The organism is Microcoleus sp. N9_A1 (assembly GCF_036701795.1).
Lineage (GTDB): Bacteria > Cyanobacteriota > Cyanobacteriia > Cyanobacteriales > Microcoleaceae > Microcoleus.
In genome coordinates this window covers 1-15,181 of record NZ_JAUBRI010000060.1, presented here as the reverse complement: position 1 = coordinate 15,181, position 15,181 = coordinate 1, and the positions used below count along the sequence as shown (strand labels likewise).

Sequence of the window (15,181 nt, the reverse complement as noted above, 5' to 3'; positions counted from 1 at the left end):
TTCCCAACGATTAATCGGGGGAAAGGTCATCCCTAATTCATCCGCCAACTTTTTTTGAGACAGGTTCAGCGCTGGCCACCGTTCTCGCACCAAATTACCGATCGCTGGTTTTTGAGTCCTCAGCCGTTCTATTTTGAGAACCCTCAGAAGTAACAGGTATAAAGCTGTTTATATTTTACACCTTTGACAGATTCCAGAGGTCAGTCGTCTCTCTCAAGATATATAGCAATCCTTGCAGGAGTCGTAAATTTTTCACCCCACCCCAACCATCCCCGAACCCGCTCTGAGAAAGTAAGAAATTCACAAATGATGCGAGGATTGCTATATGGAGTCAATCTTAAATCTAAAATAGACTAAGTTGCTCTTTAAATTCCTTTGAGGAGCGATCGCCAATCCCGACAGCGTTTCAAGTAAATGCGAGCTACATGATCGCTGGGATTAGTTCGCAAACACTCTTCAAATAATTTTCCAGCTTCTCGGAAGTCCTTGTGATCGCACAGTAACATAGCTTCATTATATACAGACAAATTTGCTAGCTTTGCCGACAAAATTTCCGGCGGATCTGCATCAAATACCTCATAGACTACCACATATTGAGATTTTCCTTTTACCTGTACTTTATCCACAATCCTAATAGCATAATCGTTCGGAGTTCGCAACCGTTCCAAAGTCTGCTGAGAAATTAACAGAGGTACGCCGTAATCTTTGGTCAATCCTTCAATGCGAGATGCTAGATTAACAGCATCGCTAATCACAGTGCTGTCCATGCGGCTTTTACCCCCGACTGTCCCCAGCATCAAAGAACCCGAATTGATGCCAATGCCAATTTGAATCGGGACGTAGCCGACACCTTGACGGTATTCGTTGTAAGTTCTGAGGATATTTAGCATTGCAATACCCGCTTTCACTGCATCATCTGCAAAGTCACTAAACAAAGCCATAATTGCATCGCCGATGTATTTGTCAATAAACCCGTTATTGCTAGTAATGGCAGGCTCCATCCGCGAAAGGTAAGCATTTATAAATTTAAAATTTTCTTGGGGAGTCATAGTTTCTGAAAGCGTCGTGAAATCGCGAATATCCGAAAATAGCACCGACATTTCCTGCTGCACTTGGTCGCCTAAATTGACATCTATAATACTTTCATATCCCAACAAATTTAGAAATTGGTGAGGCACAAATCTACCGTAGGCATCAGTTAACTCTGATTCGGCATCCAGGGATTTTTCTAAATTTTGATTAAGGTCAAATAGTTTCTTAATAAATAAATGGCGATCGGCTTCAGCTTCTTTGCGTTCCGTGACATCTTGAAAAACTGCGATCGCAAAAGCAACTTTGCCACTCTCGTCAAAAATTGGCGTTCCCCAAATCTCAAGGGGAACTTTCTTGTGGGATTGATGAATTTCCAGATCATCAGCCGTCGCGTTTTCGCCCCTCAAAGCTCGGACGATAGGCAAATTCTCGAAAGGGTAAATAGTCTCATTTCCCGCCATATAAATTTGATAAGTTTCTGACAAATCCTCAACTAAATTTAACGGCAAAACTCCTTGACCTAGTAATTGCTGTCCGGCGTGATTTACGTAGTAAGGTCGGCCTTGAGAATCCAGCACGAGCACACCTATAGGAATCGCTTCGAGAAATTGAGCTAGCTTGATTTCGCCTTCGCGCACGGCCTCGAATGCGCGAGATCGTAACTCAGTTTCAACCGTATCGGAATGTTCAGCAGTAGTTTCCAGCAAGATTTCCAGATCCGCTTTTTCCTCCTTCAAGTCTTCCACTTGCTGGCGCAATCTTTCTATCTCTAAAAGTAGCTGTTCTCTAGATGGTTGTTCTTGCAGCATAACTCTAGAATTTGCGCCTCGACTAACAAAAAATTGATTAACCGCTCGCACCCTAAAACTAATTGTGTTTCTATAGAAATTCCAACTGTAAAGCCGGCATCAGGCGCTGGAAATTCTTAAAAGATTTACCTTGCCAAGCTATGGTTTGAGAGCCTTGCACCGCCATTTGCACCCTGGCTGTTTTGCGGACCTCGATAATAAACTTTGATAGCATATTGATGCCAGAACTGTTCAAAAATTCTAACTGCTGCATATTGAGAGTAATTTTCGTCTGTTCCAAGTCGGCAACCTTCGTCAGCAACTCCGCTATCGGCGTGTACTCTGCAGGCCCGCTCAGCCTTAGATATCCAATAAAACTCACGGTTGCCGTTGCTGGATCGTAACAGATCTGGTAATCTTGTGTATTAATTTCCATAGCCACCAAAAAAAGTCCCTCAGATATTATCGATCGCCCGCGTTGCTTATACTGTTAATTGCACCATAGTTGTCACCGCAATTACTTCCGGGTCTTTGTGCACGGTCTGAAATTTCCAGCCAAGTTTGGCGGTATAATCGGTGAGCATGGTCAACAAACCCAATCCAGAATTGATACAGCTTTCGTCAGCAGCATTTTTTTCCAGGCGCTGAAGGTAAAGTTCGCTGGGTTCCGAGGTCAGCAACTGCTGAATATAAGCCTGAAACTTGTCCACAGCTTGCGGAGAGATGCTGTTAGCAACTGAGAAAATCACACCGTCGCTCTCTAACAGCAGTTTAATGTCGATCGGGTACTCCGAGGTTTCATCATTAAATTTCATCGCATTCTCTAATAACTCGTTAGCAATATAGCTAACAGCACTTTTGATTTCAGCTTGTCTGTTAATTGTCGAGGGGGCGTCTTCCTGGCCCGGAAAAAAAGTCATCAGGTAGTCAGCCAGAAAATCCGCCGACAAACCGTTGTTCCGCCACCGCTGCTTGAGAGGAACCGAACTCGGAGAAAATCCAATTATCAAGTATTCTTGGCTAGCGGGCTGCTCGATAAAATCGCCGAAAATCTGAGTCATATCGATGTGAGAGCTAAAGTTTGAGATGAGGGGCATCACTGAATATATTTTAAACTTTAGAAGGGATATCCAAATAGTTATTTTTGTTTGAGTACCAGCAACGTGATGTCGTCAAAAACTTTTTGTTCGCCGATGTGCCATCGCACGTCCTTAATTACAGCGTCCCTGATTTCGGCAGGCGAACGCTGCCAATTAATCTCTATTACCTCAATTAACCTCTCTAAACCATACAGCAGTTTCTCCATATTTTTAGCTTCTGTAATCCCGTCAGTGTACAGCACTACCACATCTCCTGAATACAACTGCACAATTTTCTCCGCAACAAATTCAGCAATATCTGCATCCAGCCCGATCGGGAAACCCAAATCGATCGTATCAAACCGCTCGACAGAACCGTTACACCGCACAACAATCATTTCTTCATGCTGGCCACTCAACTTCAGCATCCCCTCCTCATAGTCTAGCAAAGCAAGGGTGGCGTTTTTATCGGATTTCATGCGCTGCACATTATCGTAAATCACACTGTTAATAGCTGTGAAAAATCTCACTGGATCTGGTTCGTTGTAGGCGAGCAAAGTTCGGACTGCCGTTTGAAGCATAATCATTAAAACGCCGCTCTCCAATCCGTGTCCCGTCACATCCCCAATCCCGATTTTCACTCTACCTTCGTGCTGGAGTACGTCGTAATAGTCCCCGCCTACTTCATCAGCAGCTTCCATAAATCCCGCAATATCTAAGCCGATAACTTCATTTAGTTCTCGGTCTTTCGGCAGCAGCATCTGCTGAATCTTGCGAGTAACGTCTAGTTCGGCACTCATCCGCATATTTTCGGCTTTCAGGCGATCGTTGAGAACAGTAATTTTTTGATTTGCACCAACTAAGGCATCGGCAATTTTGTTGAACGAACCCACAACTTGCCCGAGTTCATCTCTGTTATCCAAAATGATTTTGTGGTCTAGATTGCCGCTTGCCATCTTTTTTGACGCTTCGTCAAGCACAAATACAGTTTGCATCACTGACCTGTAAAAAGATACAAATAAATAAAGCACTATTGCTAATATTATTAACACAAAAATATAAATTACATTTTGTTTTGTCACAAAATTATCAATACGTTTTTGCAGCAAAAAGTCTAATTCAGTGAGACTTTCGTCCCACAGTTCAAAACTCGAATCTAGAACTCGATAGCTCCCATCAAGATAGGCATCATATTCCACCAAGGCTGTGGGATTAATCAGTTTATCTAGTTGCGTAGTTAGCTGCTCTACTACCGAGTTAAAGTTGGTCAAACGCTCGCTTAATTTCTTTCGCAGATTCCCGTGAGGATTATTACTAAATCCTACCTCCATATTGATTGTTAAATCTTGATTAAGTTCTCTCAATTTGTCGGCTAAAGTAATCTGTTTCGCTCTTTCTTCAGGTGTGGCATCGGAACGGGCGCTACTTTTTTGAGAAACCAGCCTAATCTCTGACAAGATTTTTTGCATTTCTGGGATCTTCAGCAAACTAGCATCCATCAAATAATAGGTATCTAGATCTGGGTCTAATATTAGATTGGAAGTATCGCCGACGTGAGCGCTCAATTTATTAATATCTGCTGCTAATTTTTTATATACAACATCGTAGGTTTCTATACTCCACTGGCTGCGGCGAAGTTTAAAATTTTGCCAGTTTTGATATAAATTATTAAATTTGTCGCTGCTAACTAAAGTTTTTCCTAGTCGGCGGTCTGTATTTGCCAGAGATTGAAAGTTTGCCTCTATCTTAGCTTCTAAATTTCTCCTGGCATCGAGATTGGTTAAATTGCGATTTAAAGCCTGATAATTTAACAGTTGAAGCTTCGGTATGTATTCCCTCAACTGTCGCAGCGGGCGCAGATATTCATTACCGTAGATTTCTTTTTGGGCAAAATCAACCCTGCTGTTAATTTCGGAAATCAACAGGTACATCACCAAGGTTAACGGTATTGCAAATAGAAAACCAATTAAGGTAAATTTTTGAGGATAGCTCAGCCGATTCATTAAATGGATTCCCAAGGATTTTCTGTTCATAATCGATAGATTTCAACAATATTGTACTAAAAAACTAGCGATCGCTACTAAAGTAGTTTAGGGGACGATCGCTCGCTCTAGAAAACCACAAGGCTAATATAATTAATCAGCGATAGCTGATTTAATTTCTAATGCGTTTTTGTCCTGTTGCAACTAATTTTGAGGCATCCCTGTGATATCCTTGGCTCAGCTCGCCTCCCACAGTCTAAAACACGTTTAGCAGTTTTGGAACGCCGAATAGTAATTTGTACTGAGGTTCGGGGGCAAGATTAGAGGCTTTTAAGAATATTTACTTAAGCATAAATTTTTCTTAATACCCTGAGACAAAAAGTAAAAATTAAGTAATAACTGGGTAGTGCAAGTTTCCTGAAACACAAGTGCCCGCAGCGAGTAGAAATACTTGGGCCGCACCAGCAACCAGCAGTCAAGTCGGTTCTGCACAAAGGAACCAATAGCACCAGCAATAGTGTCTAAATAAGTATCTGCAGTTGAGTGTTCAGGAGCGATCGCGCATTGTGTAAAGTGAGGCAGAGGGCGTATGATGAAAAGAATCTCCAAAAATAAATTTCAAAAGAATAAAAACCGAGACCAAAAGCAGCCCAATCCTGTAATCTTGGCTTTGGTGCTGACAGGAATTCTGGTATGGGAAATGTATCCGGCGCTAAGACACACCGCAGCAGCTAACGCGGGCGCTCTCAAATCTTCCCTTGCCCAGTTGGAAAGGCAACAGCAGCAAACCGCGCAGCAATTTTCCTCAGCCGCGGTGTCCCAAAAAATCAGCTATTCGGTATTGGCACTTAATACTCTAATTTCCGAACCGGGCAATTTGGCCGAGACGACGCGCCAAAATCCCCCGAACAAATTGCCCGCAACCGTAGCAGCAGCAGTTCGCCAAAACTTGTCGCGCCAAACTGGCATTGCTGCTAACAAGTTGAAAGTAACTGAATCGAGCGGACAAAGTTGGCCGAATACTTGTTTAGGACTCTCGAAAGCGGATGAAATTTGCGGTCAAATGATTGTCGAAGGTTGGCGGGTTGTAGTTTCTGATGGTAGGCAAACTTGGGTTTACCGTACTAATGCTAGGGGAAATATCTTGCGTTTGGAAAAGAAGTTAGTTAGGTAAATGTACCCCTGTGAAATGAAAAATAAATTTGCTTTTGGAACAGGCAAGGTGCCTGTTCCACAAAGAGTGAATTTTCTTGTGGGAAGTTTCTTGTAGGTGGGCTTCTGGGAACAGGCAAGATGCCTGTTCCACAAAGAGTGAGTTTTTTTGTGGGTGGTTTCTTGTGGGGTGAGCTTCTGGGAACAGGCAAGATGCCTGTTCCACAAAGAGTGAGTTTTTTTGTGGGTGGTTTCTTGTGGGATGAGCTTCTGGAAACAGGCAAGATGCCTGTTCCACAAAGAGTGAGTTTTTTTGTGGGTGGTTTCTTGTGGGGAGTAGGGGTTGGGCTTCTAGCCCGCCCCTTGCTTTAATTTGGGAGTTGGTTTCTTTCGATGATGCCGCCACCCAACAGCACATCGCCGTCATACCAAACAGCCGCTTGTCCGGGGGTAATGCTCAACTGCGGTTCGTCAAAAATCAACTTAACTCTTGTACCGCCGACTTTTTCCTCTGCTTGGGATGGTTCCACAGGAATAATTGTAGCGGGGACGGGGTGCGATCGATATCGAATCTGTACCTGAGCCCGAATCGGAGCCATCGGCGCAGCCACAGAAACCCAATTCACTTTCTGGACTGTACATTCAGATTCTACTGCCAACTGTCGATCGCCCACAATTACCCGATTGCCAGCAGCATCAAGTTCAATCACGTACAGCGGTTCCGGTGCAGCAATCCCGAGTCCCTTCCGTTGGCCGATGGTGTAGTGGTGCACGCCGTCATGTTGTCCGAGCACCCGCCCTGACTTGTCCACAATATCACCCTTTTGCGGCGCAATGTACTTATCCAGAAAAGCCCGCATCGAACCGTTACTTTCCACCAAGCACAAATCCTGACTTTCCGGCTTATCAGCAGTTGTCAATCCAAATTCCGCCGCAATTCTGCGAGTTTCTGTCTTGGTAATTTCCCCCAAAGGAAACTCCGTACCCGCCAACAAATCCTGTGTTAAATCATACAGGAAATAAGACTGATCTTTCGCAGGGTCGATCGCCCGCAGCAACTGATAGCGACCTGTAGCAGCATCGTAAGCAATCCGAGCGTAGTGCCCTGTAGCGATTTTTTCAATTCCGAGTTCTTCGCGAGCATACTTGAGCATCGGCCCGAACTTCACAGTTTTATTGCACTGCGAACAAGGCAGAGGTGTAACTCCTGCACTGTAACCCTCCACCAAATAATCGACAATACTTGCCTGAAAGACCTCGCGGCTGTCAACAATGTGGTGGGGCACGCCCAAATCTTCGCAAATTTTAGCTGCATCGACCATTCCCTCAGAGCAGCACTGACCTTTGCCCTTCATCAACCACAGCGTTAAACCCACCACTTCATATCCCTGATGGTGTAAAATTGCGGCTGCTGCGGAACTATCGACCCCGCCGGAGAGGCCTACAACAATCTTGTTCATGGTTGGAGAGAAATTGCTATTTTACTGTTACTTTGTTCGATCGAGCTAATTTATTATACCACAAGTATACTACAACTTGCCACTGCTGCTGTTAGCTGAAATTTTAGCACTAATATGACTATTCAAAAATTTGTTGTCACCGCCGACCAAATGCGGCAAATAGAAACGAGAATTTTTGCTGCTGGAATGCCAGTCGCAGCTTTAATGGAAAAAGTCGCGGGACTGATTGCTAGACGCATTCAGGAGCTTTTGAAAGCGGAAGGAAGTTCGGCAACCGATTGTATAACCGATGTAACGGATAGAAGGAAGAGGGGAGAATGGAAAAAGATTGACAATTCTCAATTGCCAGTTATCGGCGTATTGGTTGGGCCGGGACACAACGGCGGCGATGCTTTGGTTGTTGCCCGCGAATTGCACTTTCAAGGGTTCCAAGTAGTTATTTACTGCCCGTTTTCTAAACTCAAAGAACTCACTAAAAATCACGCTGATTATGCGCGTTCTTTAAATATTCCATTTGTTGACAAAATTGAACCGCTGAAAAAGTGCACTTTGCTCGTAGATGGTTTATTTGGGTTTGGATTAGAACGAGAAATTAATAACGCTACGGCCGCAGCTATTGACGAAATTAATAATTTAAATATCCCCATTTTAAGTATAGACATTCCCTCGGGAATTCATACAGATAGCGGAGCAGTTTTGGGAACGGCAATCCGGGCCAAACATACATTATGTTTGGGTTTGTGGAAAATGGCATTTCTGCAAGACAAAGCGTTAGAATATATCGGCAGCTCAGAATTAATTGATTTTGATATTCCCGCAGCAGATATTGCAGCAATCTTGGGCGAAACGCCAGCAATACAACGCATAACAAAAGCATCGGCAACTCAGCATTTGCCGTTACCCCGATCGCCAATTTCGCACAAATACACCAACGGTCACTTACTAATTATTGCAGGTTCCCGCCGCTACAGCGGAGCCGCAATTTTGGCAGCATTGGGAGCAAGAGCAAGCGGCATCGGAATGCTGTCAATTGCTGTTCCTGAGTCGATTAAACCGATTTTGAGCAGTCAGTTGCCAGAGGCATTAGTTATAGGATGTCCCGAAACCCAAAGCGGTGCAATTAGCGAGTTACCAGTAGCAATTGATTTGAGTTCTTATGATGCGATCGCGGCCGGGCCAGGTCTGACATTGGAAGCCGCAATAGCTGTAGAATCTGTACTGGAGAGCGATCGACCTCTGGTTTTAGATGCTGATGGTTTAAATATCCTCGCTCAACTCGGCACAGTCCCGATTTTGTCCGAACGCTCAGCACTGACAATTATCACGCCTCACCCGGGCGAATTCAAGCGTTTATTTCCCGAATTAGCCGATCAAACGGGCGAGGATCGAATTGCCGCAACTCAAGCTGCAGCTCAGCTTTGCGGTGCAGCGGTATTGCTCAAAGGAGCGAGAGTTTGCATAAGTTGGAAGGAGGATGGCGATTCCCTACGGGATAGCTACGCTTCACGTACCATCACCTACCTCAATCCCGAAAGCACCCCAGCCCTCGCCAGAGGCGGCAGCGGCGACGTTCTCACCGGCTTGTTAGGGGGACTGTTAGCAAGTGCGATCGCCCGCAAATCCCCCCCCCAATCAGTTGCAGCAACAGCAGCTTGGTGGCACGCTCAAGCCGGAATCATGGCTGCCAAAGAACGGACGGAATTAGGAGTAGATGCCTTTACTTTGACACAGTATTTAATTCCCACATTGCGAGAATTTTCTTAGTAAACAATCAACATGAGTTGATAGAGTGCGTACCCCGCATCTTTGTATTGGGTAGGTGTCCACCGCGCACCTTACCCCTTGGTTTGTATTGACAACTAAAGTCATCATAAAAATATTACAACTTGCATTCCTTACGACAAACCAACGGGTAACTCAAACCAGTGACACTCACATGAGTGACACTCGAAAAAGTGACTGTGCATCCACAAATTCCACCAGTTATACCTGAAATATCACAGACCAAAACTTAAATATTGAGAGGAACCACATTATGTACACCGAAGAAAGAAGCTTGAACAATGAAACTATGGCTCTCGTCGCCGATACTATTGCTCAATCAACTCTGGCATTTGCTGAAACCGCTGCAATAAACAAACCCACTTTACAAATCGGTTCAACAGGTCAAGCTGTCAAGGAACTACAACAGCTTCTTTATCATTGGGCATATTATTTCGGGCCGATGGACGGTATTTTCGGCGTCCAAGTTCAAAACGCCGTCAAAGGCTATCAACACCGCGTCTTTTTACAAGAAGATGGGATTGTCGGCCCTCTCACTTGGGAAGCACTATACTCTGGTGCACCTGTGAATATGCCGATCGTCATGAAGGGCAGTTCTGGTAATGCTGTTAAAATTGTTCAGAATGTCTTGAAAATCAATGGATACTATTTCGGCTTTATTGACGGATTATTCGGGCCGATGACAGATGTAGCAGTGCGACAATTGCAAATTAGCATGGCTTTACCGCAAGATGGAATTGTCGGCTACAGAACTTGGCACGCCCTCAGCAAGTTACCGCACTAATGACTGGTTGGATTAATATCTATTTCGGTTGTACGAGCGAAATGATTGTTGACTGTTGACTGTTGACGGGCGGGTCGAAAAACTGAATGGTTGAGTGTTGACTGTTGACTCGATTTTATTATTTTGATACAACCAGAAACGATATCACTTTGAGTGATGGCAAAAAATCGGTAGCTCAATTAGGGATTTAGGCTTTGCCTAAGTCCCTAATTCTCGTTAAGGGGAAGACAGCGCGCGGGAAGGGCGATTCCCTGCGGGATAGCTTCGCTTCACGCAAATTCTGTTACCGTTCCCGGCGATGAAAAATATTCTCGACTTTTGCGTGTTTATTTGTTAGTATATCGTAGGAAATTGGGAGTCACTATCCGGTTTATTTCCCTTCTGATTTAGTTTTAAATAGTTGCACTCAGAAAATTACTAGGCCGATACTTACCTAACAAGACTTACGCATGGGGGGCTTATTCCCGGTTTCTACGAAAAATTCCAGATTGAGTAAGGAGAAATCTAGGAATCAACCGGGTTTTTAAGCCAAGCGCACGCAAGTCACGAACTAGCCTTTAATGAACTTTTCTAATTTGTGAGCCATCTTCTCGACAATTCCCTCTGAAGTATATGCGGTCGATGATTCAGCTTCAATACGCTTAACCACATCCTCTGAAAGATTCAGCAACTGCACTAATTTTTGATAAGCTGCGGCTTCTTCAGCGTTAATTTTTGGTTCATCGGGAGTGCGAGAACTAGAAGAAATCACTTCATAGCCGAGTTGCAGGACTAATTCCCTTTCATCTTGAGTTTCTAGTTGACCGATCAACTCATCAAGGGGAATATTTTGCATGATGTAATCCCGCAGTTCTTGTTGCATTTGTTGTCCGTCGGTATCTGGGGCAAACAAACGACAAAAGCGATCGAGCATTAAATTAACTTCTTCTGTGGCGAGTTCGCCGTCAGCCCAGGCCATAGAAGCAACAATTCTCAGCAGATTCATCTGGCGGGGCGTAATTGATGGAGGAGGTGGGGTTTGCATAATCAAAGTTGGTAAATGGGAATTGGGAATTGGTAAATGGGAATTGGGAATTGGGAATTGAGCTTGATTCCTTTTGGTCTTTTCTTTCCCCTTCCCTTTCCCCTTCATTTATGTCACAGTTTCGATAGAGGAACTCCCAGCCATCCAGTAAAGTTTTGTTTCTGAATAGCGGTGGGCTGTTCCACGGGCACGATCAAGTAGCGGCCAGGGCGGGGCGGCGCGAGAGTCACGCGACAAGTCCGCAGTTCGTCTTGATGAAAAACCGTCACCTCTATTGTGTCCCCCGGCTGATAATCTTTAAGCCTCTCACCCGCTTGTTCTGAATTGACCCGAAAACCTTCGATCGCCAGCAACTCGTCCCCAGCGTCAATTCCCGCCAATTGTGCCGGAGAGCCTATTTCGACAAATTTAACCATTTCCCGCGCGTTTTCGGCTCCCAACGTCCAACCGATGCGAGGTGTTTGGTCAATTTCATCTACCCAAATTTGCAGCCCGAAAGGTTCCAGATACTTGTTGTAAGGCAACTCTTCTGTGCCGTCAATATAGCGCGCGAAAAAGTCGCTCAAATCGATGCCGGCGACCGACTCGATCGCACTTTGCAACTCTTCGGGAGTAAAGCCTATTTCTGCGGGCAGCGAATGAGAATTTAACTCTCCGTTTGATGTCAAATGCGCCGACTTGCCGTCTGTTTCCGACTTCAGGTCAAAATCGCCATTTTCAGTCGAATTAGCATTCCCAAACTGCTGCCACATCAAACGCATCACATCGTCGAGCGATCGCTCATTGCCATGTCTAGCTCGAATCAACAAATCGAGCAAAAACGAAACAACTTCCCCTTTCAAATAATAGGAAATCTGCGAATTATCGCTGTTAGCATCCCGGCGATAAAGTTTAATCCAAGCATCCCAGCTCGACTCGCTCGCAGGCTGTACATTCCGCCCCGGAGTCGTCTGCAAGCGAGTGATTTCCTTAGCCAAATTTTGGAAATAACCTTTGACGCCGTAGATACCAGCTCGAAAAGGAATCACCAAATCGTAATAACTGGTAGTGCCTTCAGAGAACCATAAAGAAGGAGTGTAGTTCTCTTGTTCGTAGTCAAATACTTCGAGAGCTTTCGGTCGAATGCGCTTGACATTCCACAGGTGAAAAAACTCGTGAGCTACCAACTGAATAAAGCGTTCATACTTTTCCTTAGCCCGAAAACTAAAACGCGGATAGTTGAGAGTGCAGCTCTCCTTGTGTTCCAAACCACCAAAACCAGAGCCAGACAAATGCAGGAAAAACACATAGCGTTCGTAAGGCAAACCGCCGAACATTTTTGCCTCGACTTCGATAACTTTTTGGATGTCTCGAATCGCCCGATCGGGTTCTAAATTGCCTTTTCCCCAAACAACTAGCTGGTGGGGTTTTCCCATCACTTCAAACTCGTACACTTCGTGATAGCCAATCTCAAAAGGACTGTCTACGAGAGTGTCAAAATCCGCAGCAGCGAAAGTAAGATTTTGGCCAGAAACAGGCGGCAAAGTAGTAACAGTGCGCCATTGGGGCTGAGGCGGCACAACGGTAACGGTGTAGCAGTGGCGCTCAAAACCGGGCAAGAAAAAGCACAAAGCCGCTGGATTGAAATAACCGTGAGTCGAGTCTAAATGATTGGTTCGCACTGTCAGTTCGTTGGCAAAAATGCGGTAGCGAACCGTGATATCTGAAACCGAATTTGTATCGATTTGCCAGTGATTTTTGCTTTTCTTGCGCCAAGGTAAAGCTCGATCGCCCGATAGCGATCGAAAATCTTGCAGGTGGCGGGCGTACTCTCGAACCAAGTAAGAACCGGGAGTCCAGACAGGCATTTTTAAATCCAGAACCGGCTCCAACCAACCTTGCACGCGCAAAGTCACTTCAAACAGGTGGGATTCAGGATTGGGCATTGCCACCGAATATTGAATTGTCGGTGGTGTTAGTTGCCGATTCAGGTTGCCGGCAGCGGACGAGGTATCCTCATAAGTGACATCAATCATTGACTTGCCAAATTCATCAAGTGCTTGAGGTTGATCAAATGGATAGTTTGGCGGTCGGGATCGATTTTGAGCCAGCCTTTACTATCGAGTTTTTCCATAATTTTGCTGGTTTCATCTAGGGTGATATCTGTGACATCCGCTAAGTCTTCATAGGGGATATTGAAGATATCTTTGCCCTCAGCAGTTTTCTGACCGTAGTTTTCTGCCAGCTCAACTAAAGTATTTGCTAGTTTAACCGCTGGCTGGCGGTTTCGGAGTTGAGAGCGGAGATTGGTTTGGCGGAGCCGCCGCACCATCAGTTGCAGCATCCGGTGGTGCAATTGCGGGTCTTTAAACAGGGTTTGGATAAATCGCTGAGCCGTGACGCTGAGCAGCCGCACGGGCGATAGAGCAAGTACGTCATTCGATCGAGGGGATTCGTCAAGAATGGCCATTTCGCCGAAGAATGCACCCCGTCCTAAAATAGCCATTGATACAGCTCGATCGTTTGACAAGCGGCGGACTTTTACCCAGCCAGACACGACAAAGTAAATCGCGTTGCCCCAAGAATCCTCCATCACCACAGCTCGGCCCGGGGGATACTCATGCTTGACGGCATTTGATAGCAGCCCTCCCAAGGTTTCTGGGTTAGCACCCTTAAATAGAGGGAATAGCTCACTGAAAGCTTCTGTCTTCATGCAAACTCGCGGAGGTGGGAAATATGATTAGGCGACACCCAACAGCTAGGGAACGATCGATGTTTGGGAACACAAACAATCCGTTGCTCCTTTAATTGATGATAAGGGTGCAGAGGCCCGGTTCACGTAAAATTGACAGATTCTTTAATCGTAAACGGGTTTACAAGCCTGCCACTGCCTGTTGAACTTTGCCCAACAGAGGTTCTATGTATTCCGGCCAGCCGATCGCGATTGACTGGGTGTGCGCCAGAGTCTCCGGTTCGATCGCATCTGCCGTCCACCTCAGCGGTTGACCTTGCAAATCGCAACAAACTAATCCGGCTGCTTTTGCTAGAGCCAGAGGGCCGGCGGTATCCCACACTTTAACTCTGCCGTTGAGATACAGGTACAAACCGGCTCGACCGAAGATGACTTCCATCACTTTTAAACCAAAGCTGCCCAGCGAGTAAAATTCGGCTCCGGGGATGCTTTGGGCGATCGCCCGGGCGTAGTTTTTCTGGTCTTTGTCTCCGAGAATAATTTTACAATTTTCCGCTGTCGGGGCAGGGGGTTTGCACAGCGCGATCGGCTGTGGCGCTTGGTCTCCCACAGTTTGGAACAATCCCCAATCTTTGCCGCCAAAATACATTTGCTCAAAAGCGGGGGCGTAGAGCCAGCCGGCCACCGGTTCGTCCTCAAGCAGCAGCCCCACCATCGAAGCGTAGTGCAGTTTTCCCCGAATAAATTCTTCAGTCCCGTCGAGGGGATCGATGCACCAGAGACGCTGGTAATTAGCCCCGTAAGCTGCTCTGGAGGCGGCATTTTCCTCGGTGATCGTGCCGTCTTCAGGAAACAAAGCGCTAAATGCTGCCGATAGTTGTCCGTCTAAGTAGCGATCGATACTCGTCACGTAGTCGTTGGGCCCTTTCTCGGAAACTTCAAAAGGTTGGGCTGCTAGCTTGTAAGCTTCTTGACCGCACTCGCGTAGGGTGTAGCGAATTTTTTGATCTTGCTCTGGAGAAATATACATGAGGTTAAACATAAATTTTTTAGCTAACTTCAGCATAAAAGCTTAAGTCATTGGAATCGATCGGCGCGTTTCACTGTTTCTGACTCACTCGTACAGGATTTGCGCGCAGGTGCCGAGAAACCGGGTTTCTTAACCATCTGGGCTGTTGCTATACAAGCGCCAGACAAGATTCGTGGAACTCAAAAAAATTTTAGACACTAAGCAGATACTAAGCTGTCCCGTATCTAAATTGGGTAGTGCCCTGAAGGAAAGGGTCAAGATAATAAAACCGAATTCAAAGAAAAGTAGGCATTTGGAGTTTTCAGTTGACAGTTGACAGATGACAGTTGACAGTTGACAGTTGACAGATGAGTGCGACCTCTACCTAGAAGGAAGAGGATTGGAGTAATGAATAGTT

13 protein-coding genes are annotated in these 15,181 nt (G+C 45.5%); 4 read left to right on the top strand and 9 right to left on the bottom strand.

What is annotated here, in order from left to right; all coding sequences use genetic code 11:
- Positions 1 to 365: 365 nt before the first annotated feature.
- The 4 genes from QUA58_RS23445 to QUA58_RS23430 form a co-directional block, all read right to left on the bottom strand.
- Positions 366 to 1,841, bottom strand: a complete 1,476-nt coding sequence (locus QUA58_RS23445; RefSeq protein WP_333257009.1) for an adenylate/guanylate cyclase domain-containing protein — start codon at positions 1,839 to 1,841, stop codon at positions 366 to 368.
- A gap of 70 nt (positions 1,842 to 1,911) precedes the next feature.
- Positions 1,912 to 2,256 (bottom strand): slr1659 superfamily regulator, encoded by a 345-nt coding sequence (locus QUA58_RS23440; RefSeq protein ID WP_333257010.1) that lies wholly within the window; start codon positions 2,254 to 2,256, stop codon positions 1,912 to 1,914.
- A gap of 46 nt (positions 2,257 to 2,302) precedes the next feature.
- Positions 2,303 to 2,881 (bottom strand): DUF6272 family protein, encoded by a 579-nt coding sequence (locus QUA58_RS23435; RefSeq protein WP_333257013.1) that lies wholly within the window; start codon positions 2,879 to 2,881, stop codon positions 2,303 to 2,305.
- A 77-nt stretch (positions 2,882 to 2,958) separates the two neighbouring features.
- Complete coding sequence (locus QUA58_RS23430) at positions 2,959 to 4,932, bottom strand: PP2C family protein-serine/threonine phosphatase (protein WP_333396254.1); 1,974 nt, start codon at positions 4,930 to 4,932, stop codon at positions 2,959 to 2,961.
- 538 nt (positions 4,933 to 5,470) lie between these two features.
- Here QUA58_RS23430 and QUA58_RS23425 point away from each other — a divergent pair.
- Complete coding sequence (locus QUA58_RS23425) at positions 5,471 to 6,055, top strand: hypothetical protein (RefSeq protein ID WP_333396253.1); 585 nt, start codon at positions 5,471 to 5,473, stop codon at positions 6,053 to 6,055.
- Positions 6,056 to 6,174: 119 nt separating this feature from the next.
- On the top strand, positions 6,175 to 6,405 hold the full coding sequence (locus tag QUA58_RS23420; protein ID WP_333396250.1) for a hypothetical protein: 231 nt from the start codon (positions 6,175 to 6,177) through the stop codon (positions 6,403 to 6,405).
- Here the strand turns inward: QUA58_RS23420 and mnmA are convergent.
- Positions 6,402 to 7,493 (bottom strand): tRNA 2-thiouridine(34) synthase MnmA, encoded by a 1,092-nt coding sequence (gene mnmA / locus QUA58_RS23415; RefSeq protein ID WP_333257091.1) that lies wholly within the window; start codon positions 7,491 to 7,493, stop codon positions 6,402 to 6,404. The genes QUA58_RS23420 and mnmA overlap by 4 nt on opposite strands.
- Before the next feature lie 114 nt (positions 7,494 to 7,607).
- Between mnmA and QUA58_RS23410 the strand changes: the two genes are divergently transcribed.
- Both QUA58_RS23410 and QUA58_RS23405 read left to right on the top strand, forming a co-directional pair.
- On the top strand, positions 7,608 to 9,257 hold the full coding sequence (locus QUA58_RS23410; protein WP_333396248.1) for an NAD(P)H-hydrate dehydratase: 1,650 nt from the start codon (positions 7,608 to 7,610) through the stop codon (positions 9,255 to 9,257).
- A 271-nt stretch (positions 9,258 to 9,528) separates the two neighbouring features.
- Positions 9,529 to 10,059, top strand: a complete 531-nt coding sequence (locus QUA58_RS23405; RefSeq protein ID WP_333257095.1) for a peptidoglycan-binding protein — start codon at positions 9,529 to 9,531, stop codon at positions 10,057 to 10,059.
- Between the two features lie 550 nt (positions 10,060 to 10,609).
- On the opposite strand, the gene QUA58_RS23400 is transcribed toward QUA58_RS23405, so the two are convergent.
- The 4 genes from QUA58_RS23400 to QUA58_RS23385 all read right to left on the bottom strand — a co-directional run bounded on the left by QUA58_RS23400 (position 10,610) and on the right by QUA58_RS23385 (position 14,796).
- On the bottom strand, positions 10,610 to 11,083 hold the full coding sequence (locus tag QUA58_RS23400) for a TerB family tellurite resistance protein (RefSeq protein ID WP_333257098.1): 474 nt from the start codon (positions 11,081 to 11,083) through the stop codon (positions 10,610 to 10,612).
- 113 nt (positions 11,084 to 11,196) lie between these two features.
- Positions 11,197 to 13,098, bottom strand: a complete 1,902-nt coding sequence (locus tag QUA58_RS23395) for a M61 family metallopeptidase (RefSeq protein WP_333257101.1) — start codon at positions 13,096 to 13,098, stop codon at positions 11,197 to 11,199.
- Positions 13,095 to 13,775, bottom strand: coding sequence for a Crp/Fnr family transcriptional regulator (locus QUA58_RS23390; protein WP_333257103.1), 681 nt, complete (start codon positions 13,773 to 13,775; stop codon positions 13,095 to 13,097). The genes QUA58_RS23395 and QUA58_RS23390 overlap by 4 nt, the downstream gene beginning before the upstream one ends.
- A 160-nt stretch (positions 13,776 to 13,935) precedes the next feature.
- The gene (locus tag QUA58_RS23385) at positions 13,936 to 14,796 is read right to left on the bottom strand and encodes an inositol monophosphatase family protein (RefSeq protein WP_333396247.1); all 861 of its coding nucleotides are present in this window, start codon (positions 14,794 to 14,796) and stop codon (positions 13,936 to 13,938) included.
- Positions 14,797 to 15,181: the final 385 nt, after the last annotated feature.

What these genes read in the sequence shown, in the direction of transcription:
- QUA58_RS23410 (WP_333396248.1), top strand. Translation starts at nt 7,608, where the DNA reads ATGACTATTCAAAAATTTGTTGTCACCGCCGACCAAATGCGGCAAATA.
- QUA58_RS23430 (WP_333396254.1), bottom strand. Translation starts at nt 4,932, where the DNA reads ATGAACAGAAAATCCTTGGGAATCCATTTAATGAATCGGCTGAGCTAT.
- QUA58_RS23420 (WP_333396250.1), top strand. Translation starts at nt 6,175, where the DNA reads ATGCCTGTTCCACAAAGAGTGAGTTTTTTTGTGGGTGGTTTCTTGTGG.
- QUA58_RS23425 (WP_333396253.1), top strand. Translation starts at nt 5,471, where the DNA reads ATGATGAAAAGAATCTCCAAAAATAAATTTCAAAAGAATAAAAACCGA.
- QUA58_RS23400 (WP_333257098.1), bottom strand. Translation starts at nt 11,083, where the DNA reads ATGCAAACCCCACCTCCTCCATCAATTACGCCCCGCCAGATGAATCTG.
- QUA58_RS23385 (WP_333396247.1), bottom strand. Translation starts at nt 14,796, where the DNA reads ATGTTTAACCTCATGTATATTTCTCCAGAGCAAGATCAAAAAATTCGC.
- QUA58_RS23395 (WP_333257101.1), bottom strand. Translation starts at nt 13,098, where the DNA reads ATGATTGATGTCACTTATGAGGATACCTCGTCCGCTGCCGGCAACCTG.
- mnmA (WP_333257091.1), bottom strand. Translation starts at nt 7,493, where the DNA reads ATGAACAAGATTGTTGTAGGCCTCTCCGGCGGGGTCGATAGTTCCGCA.
- QUA58_RS23405 (WP_333257095.1), top strand. Translation starts at nt 9,529, where the DNA reads ATGTACACCGAAGAAAGAAGCTTGAACAATGAAACTATGGCTCTCGTC.
- QUA58_RS23390 (WP_333257103.1), bottom strand. Translation starts at nt 13,775, where the DNA reads ATGAAGACAGAAGCTTTCAGTGAGCTATTCCCTCTATTTAAGGGTGCT.
- QUA58_RS23440 (WP_333257010.1), bottom strand. Translation starts at nt 2,256, where the DNA reads ATGGAAATTAATACACAAGATTACCAGATCTGTTACGATCCAGCAACG.
- QUA58_RS23435 (WP_333257013.1), bottom strand. Translation starts at nt 2,881, where the DNA reads ATGACTCAGATTTTCGGCGATTTTATCGAGCAGCCCGCTAGCCAAGAA.
- QUA58_RS23445 (WP_333257009.1), bottom strand. Translation starts at nt 1,841, where the DNA reads ATGCTGCAAGAACAACCATCTAGAGAACAGCTACTTTTAGAGATAGAA.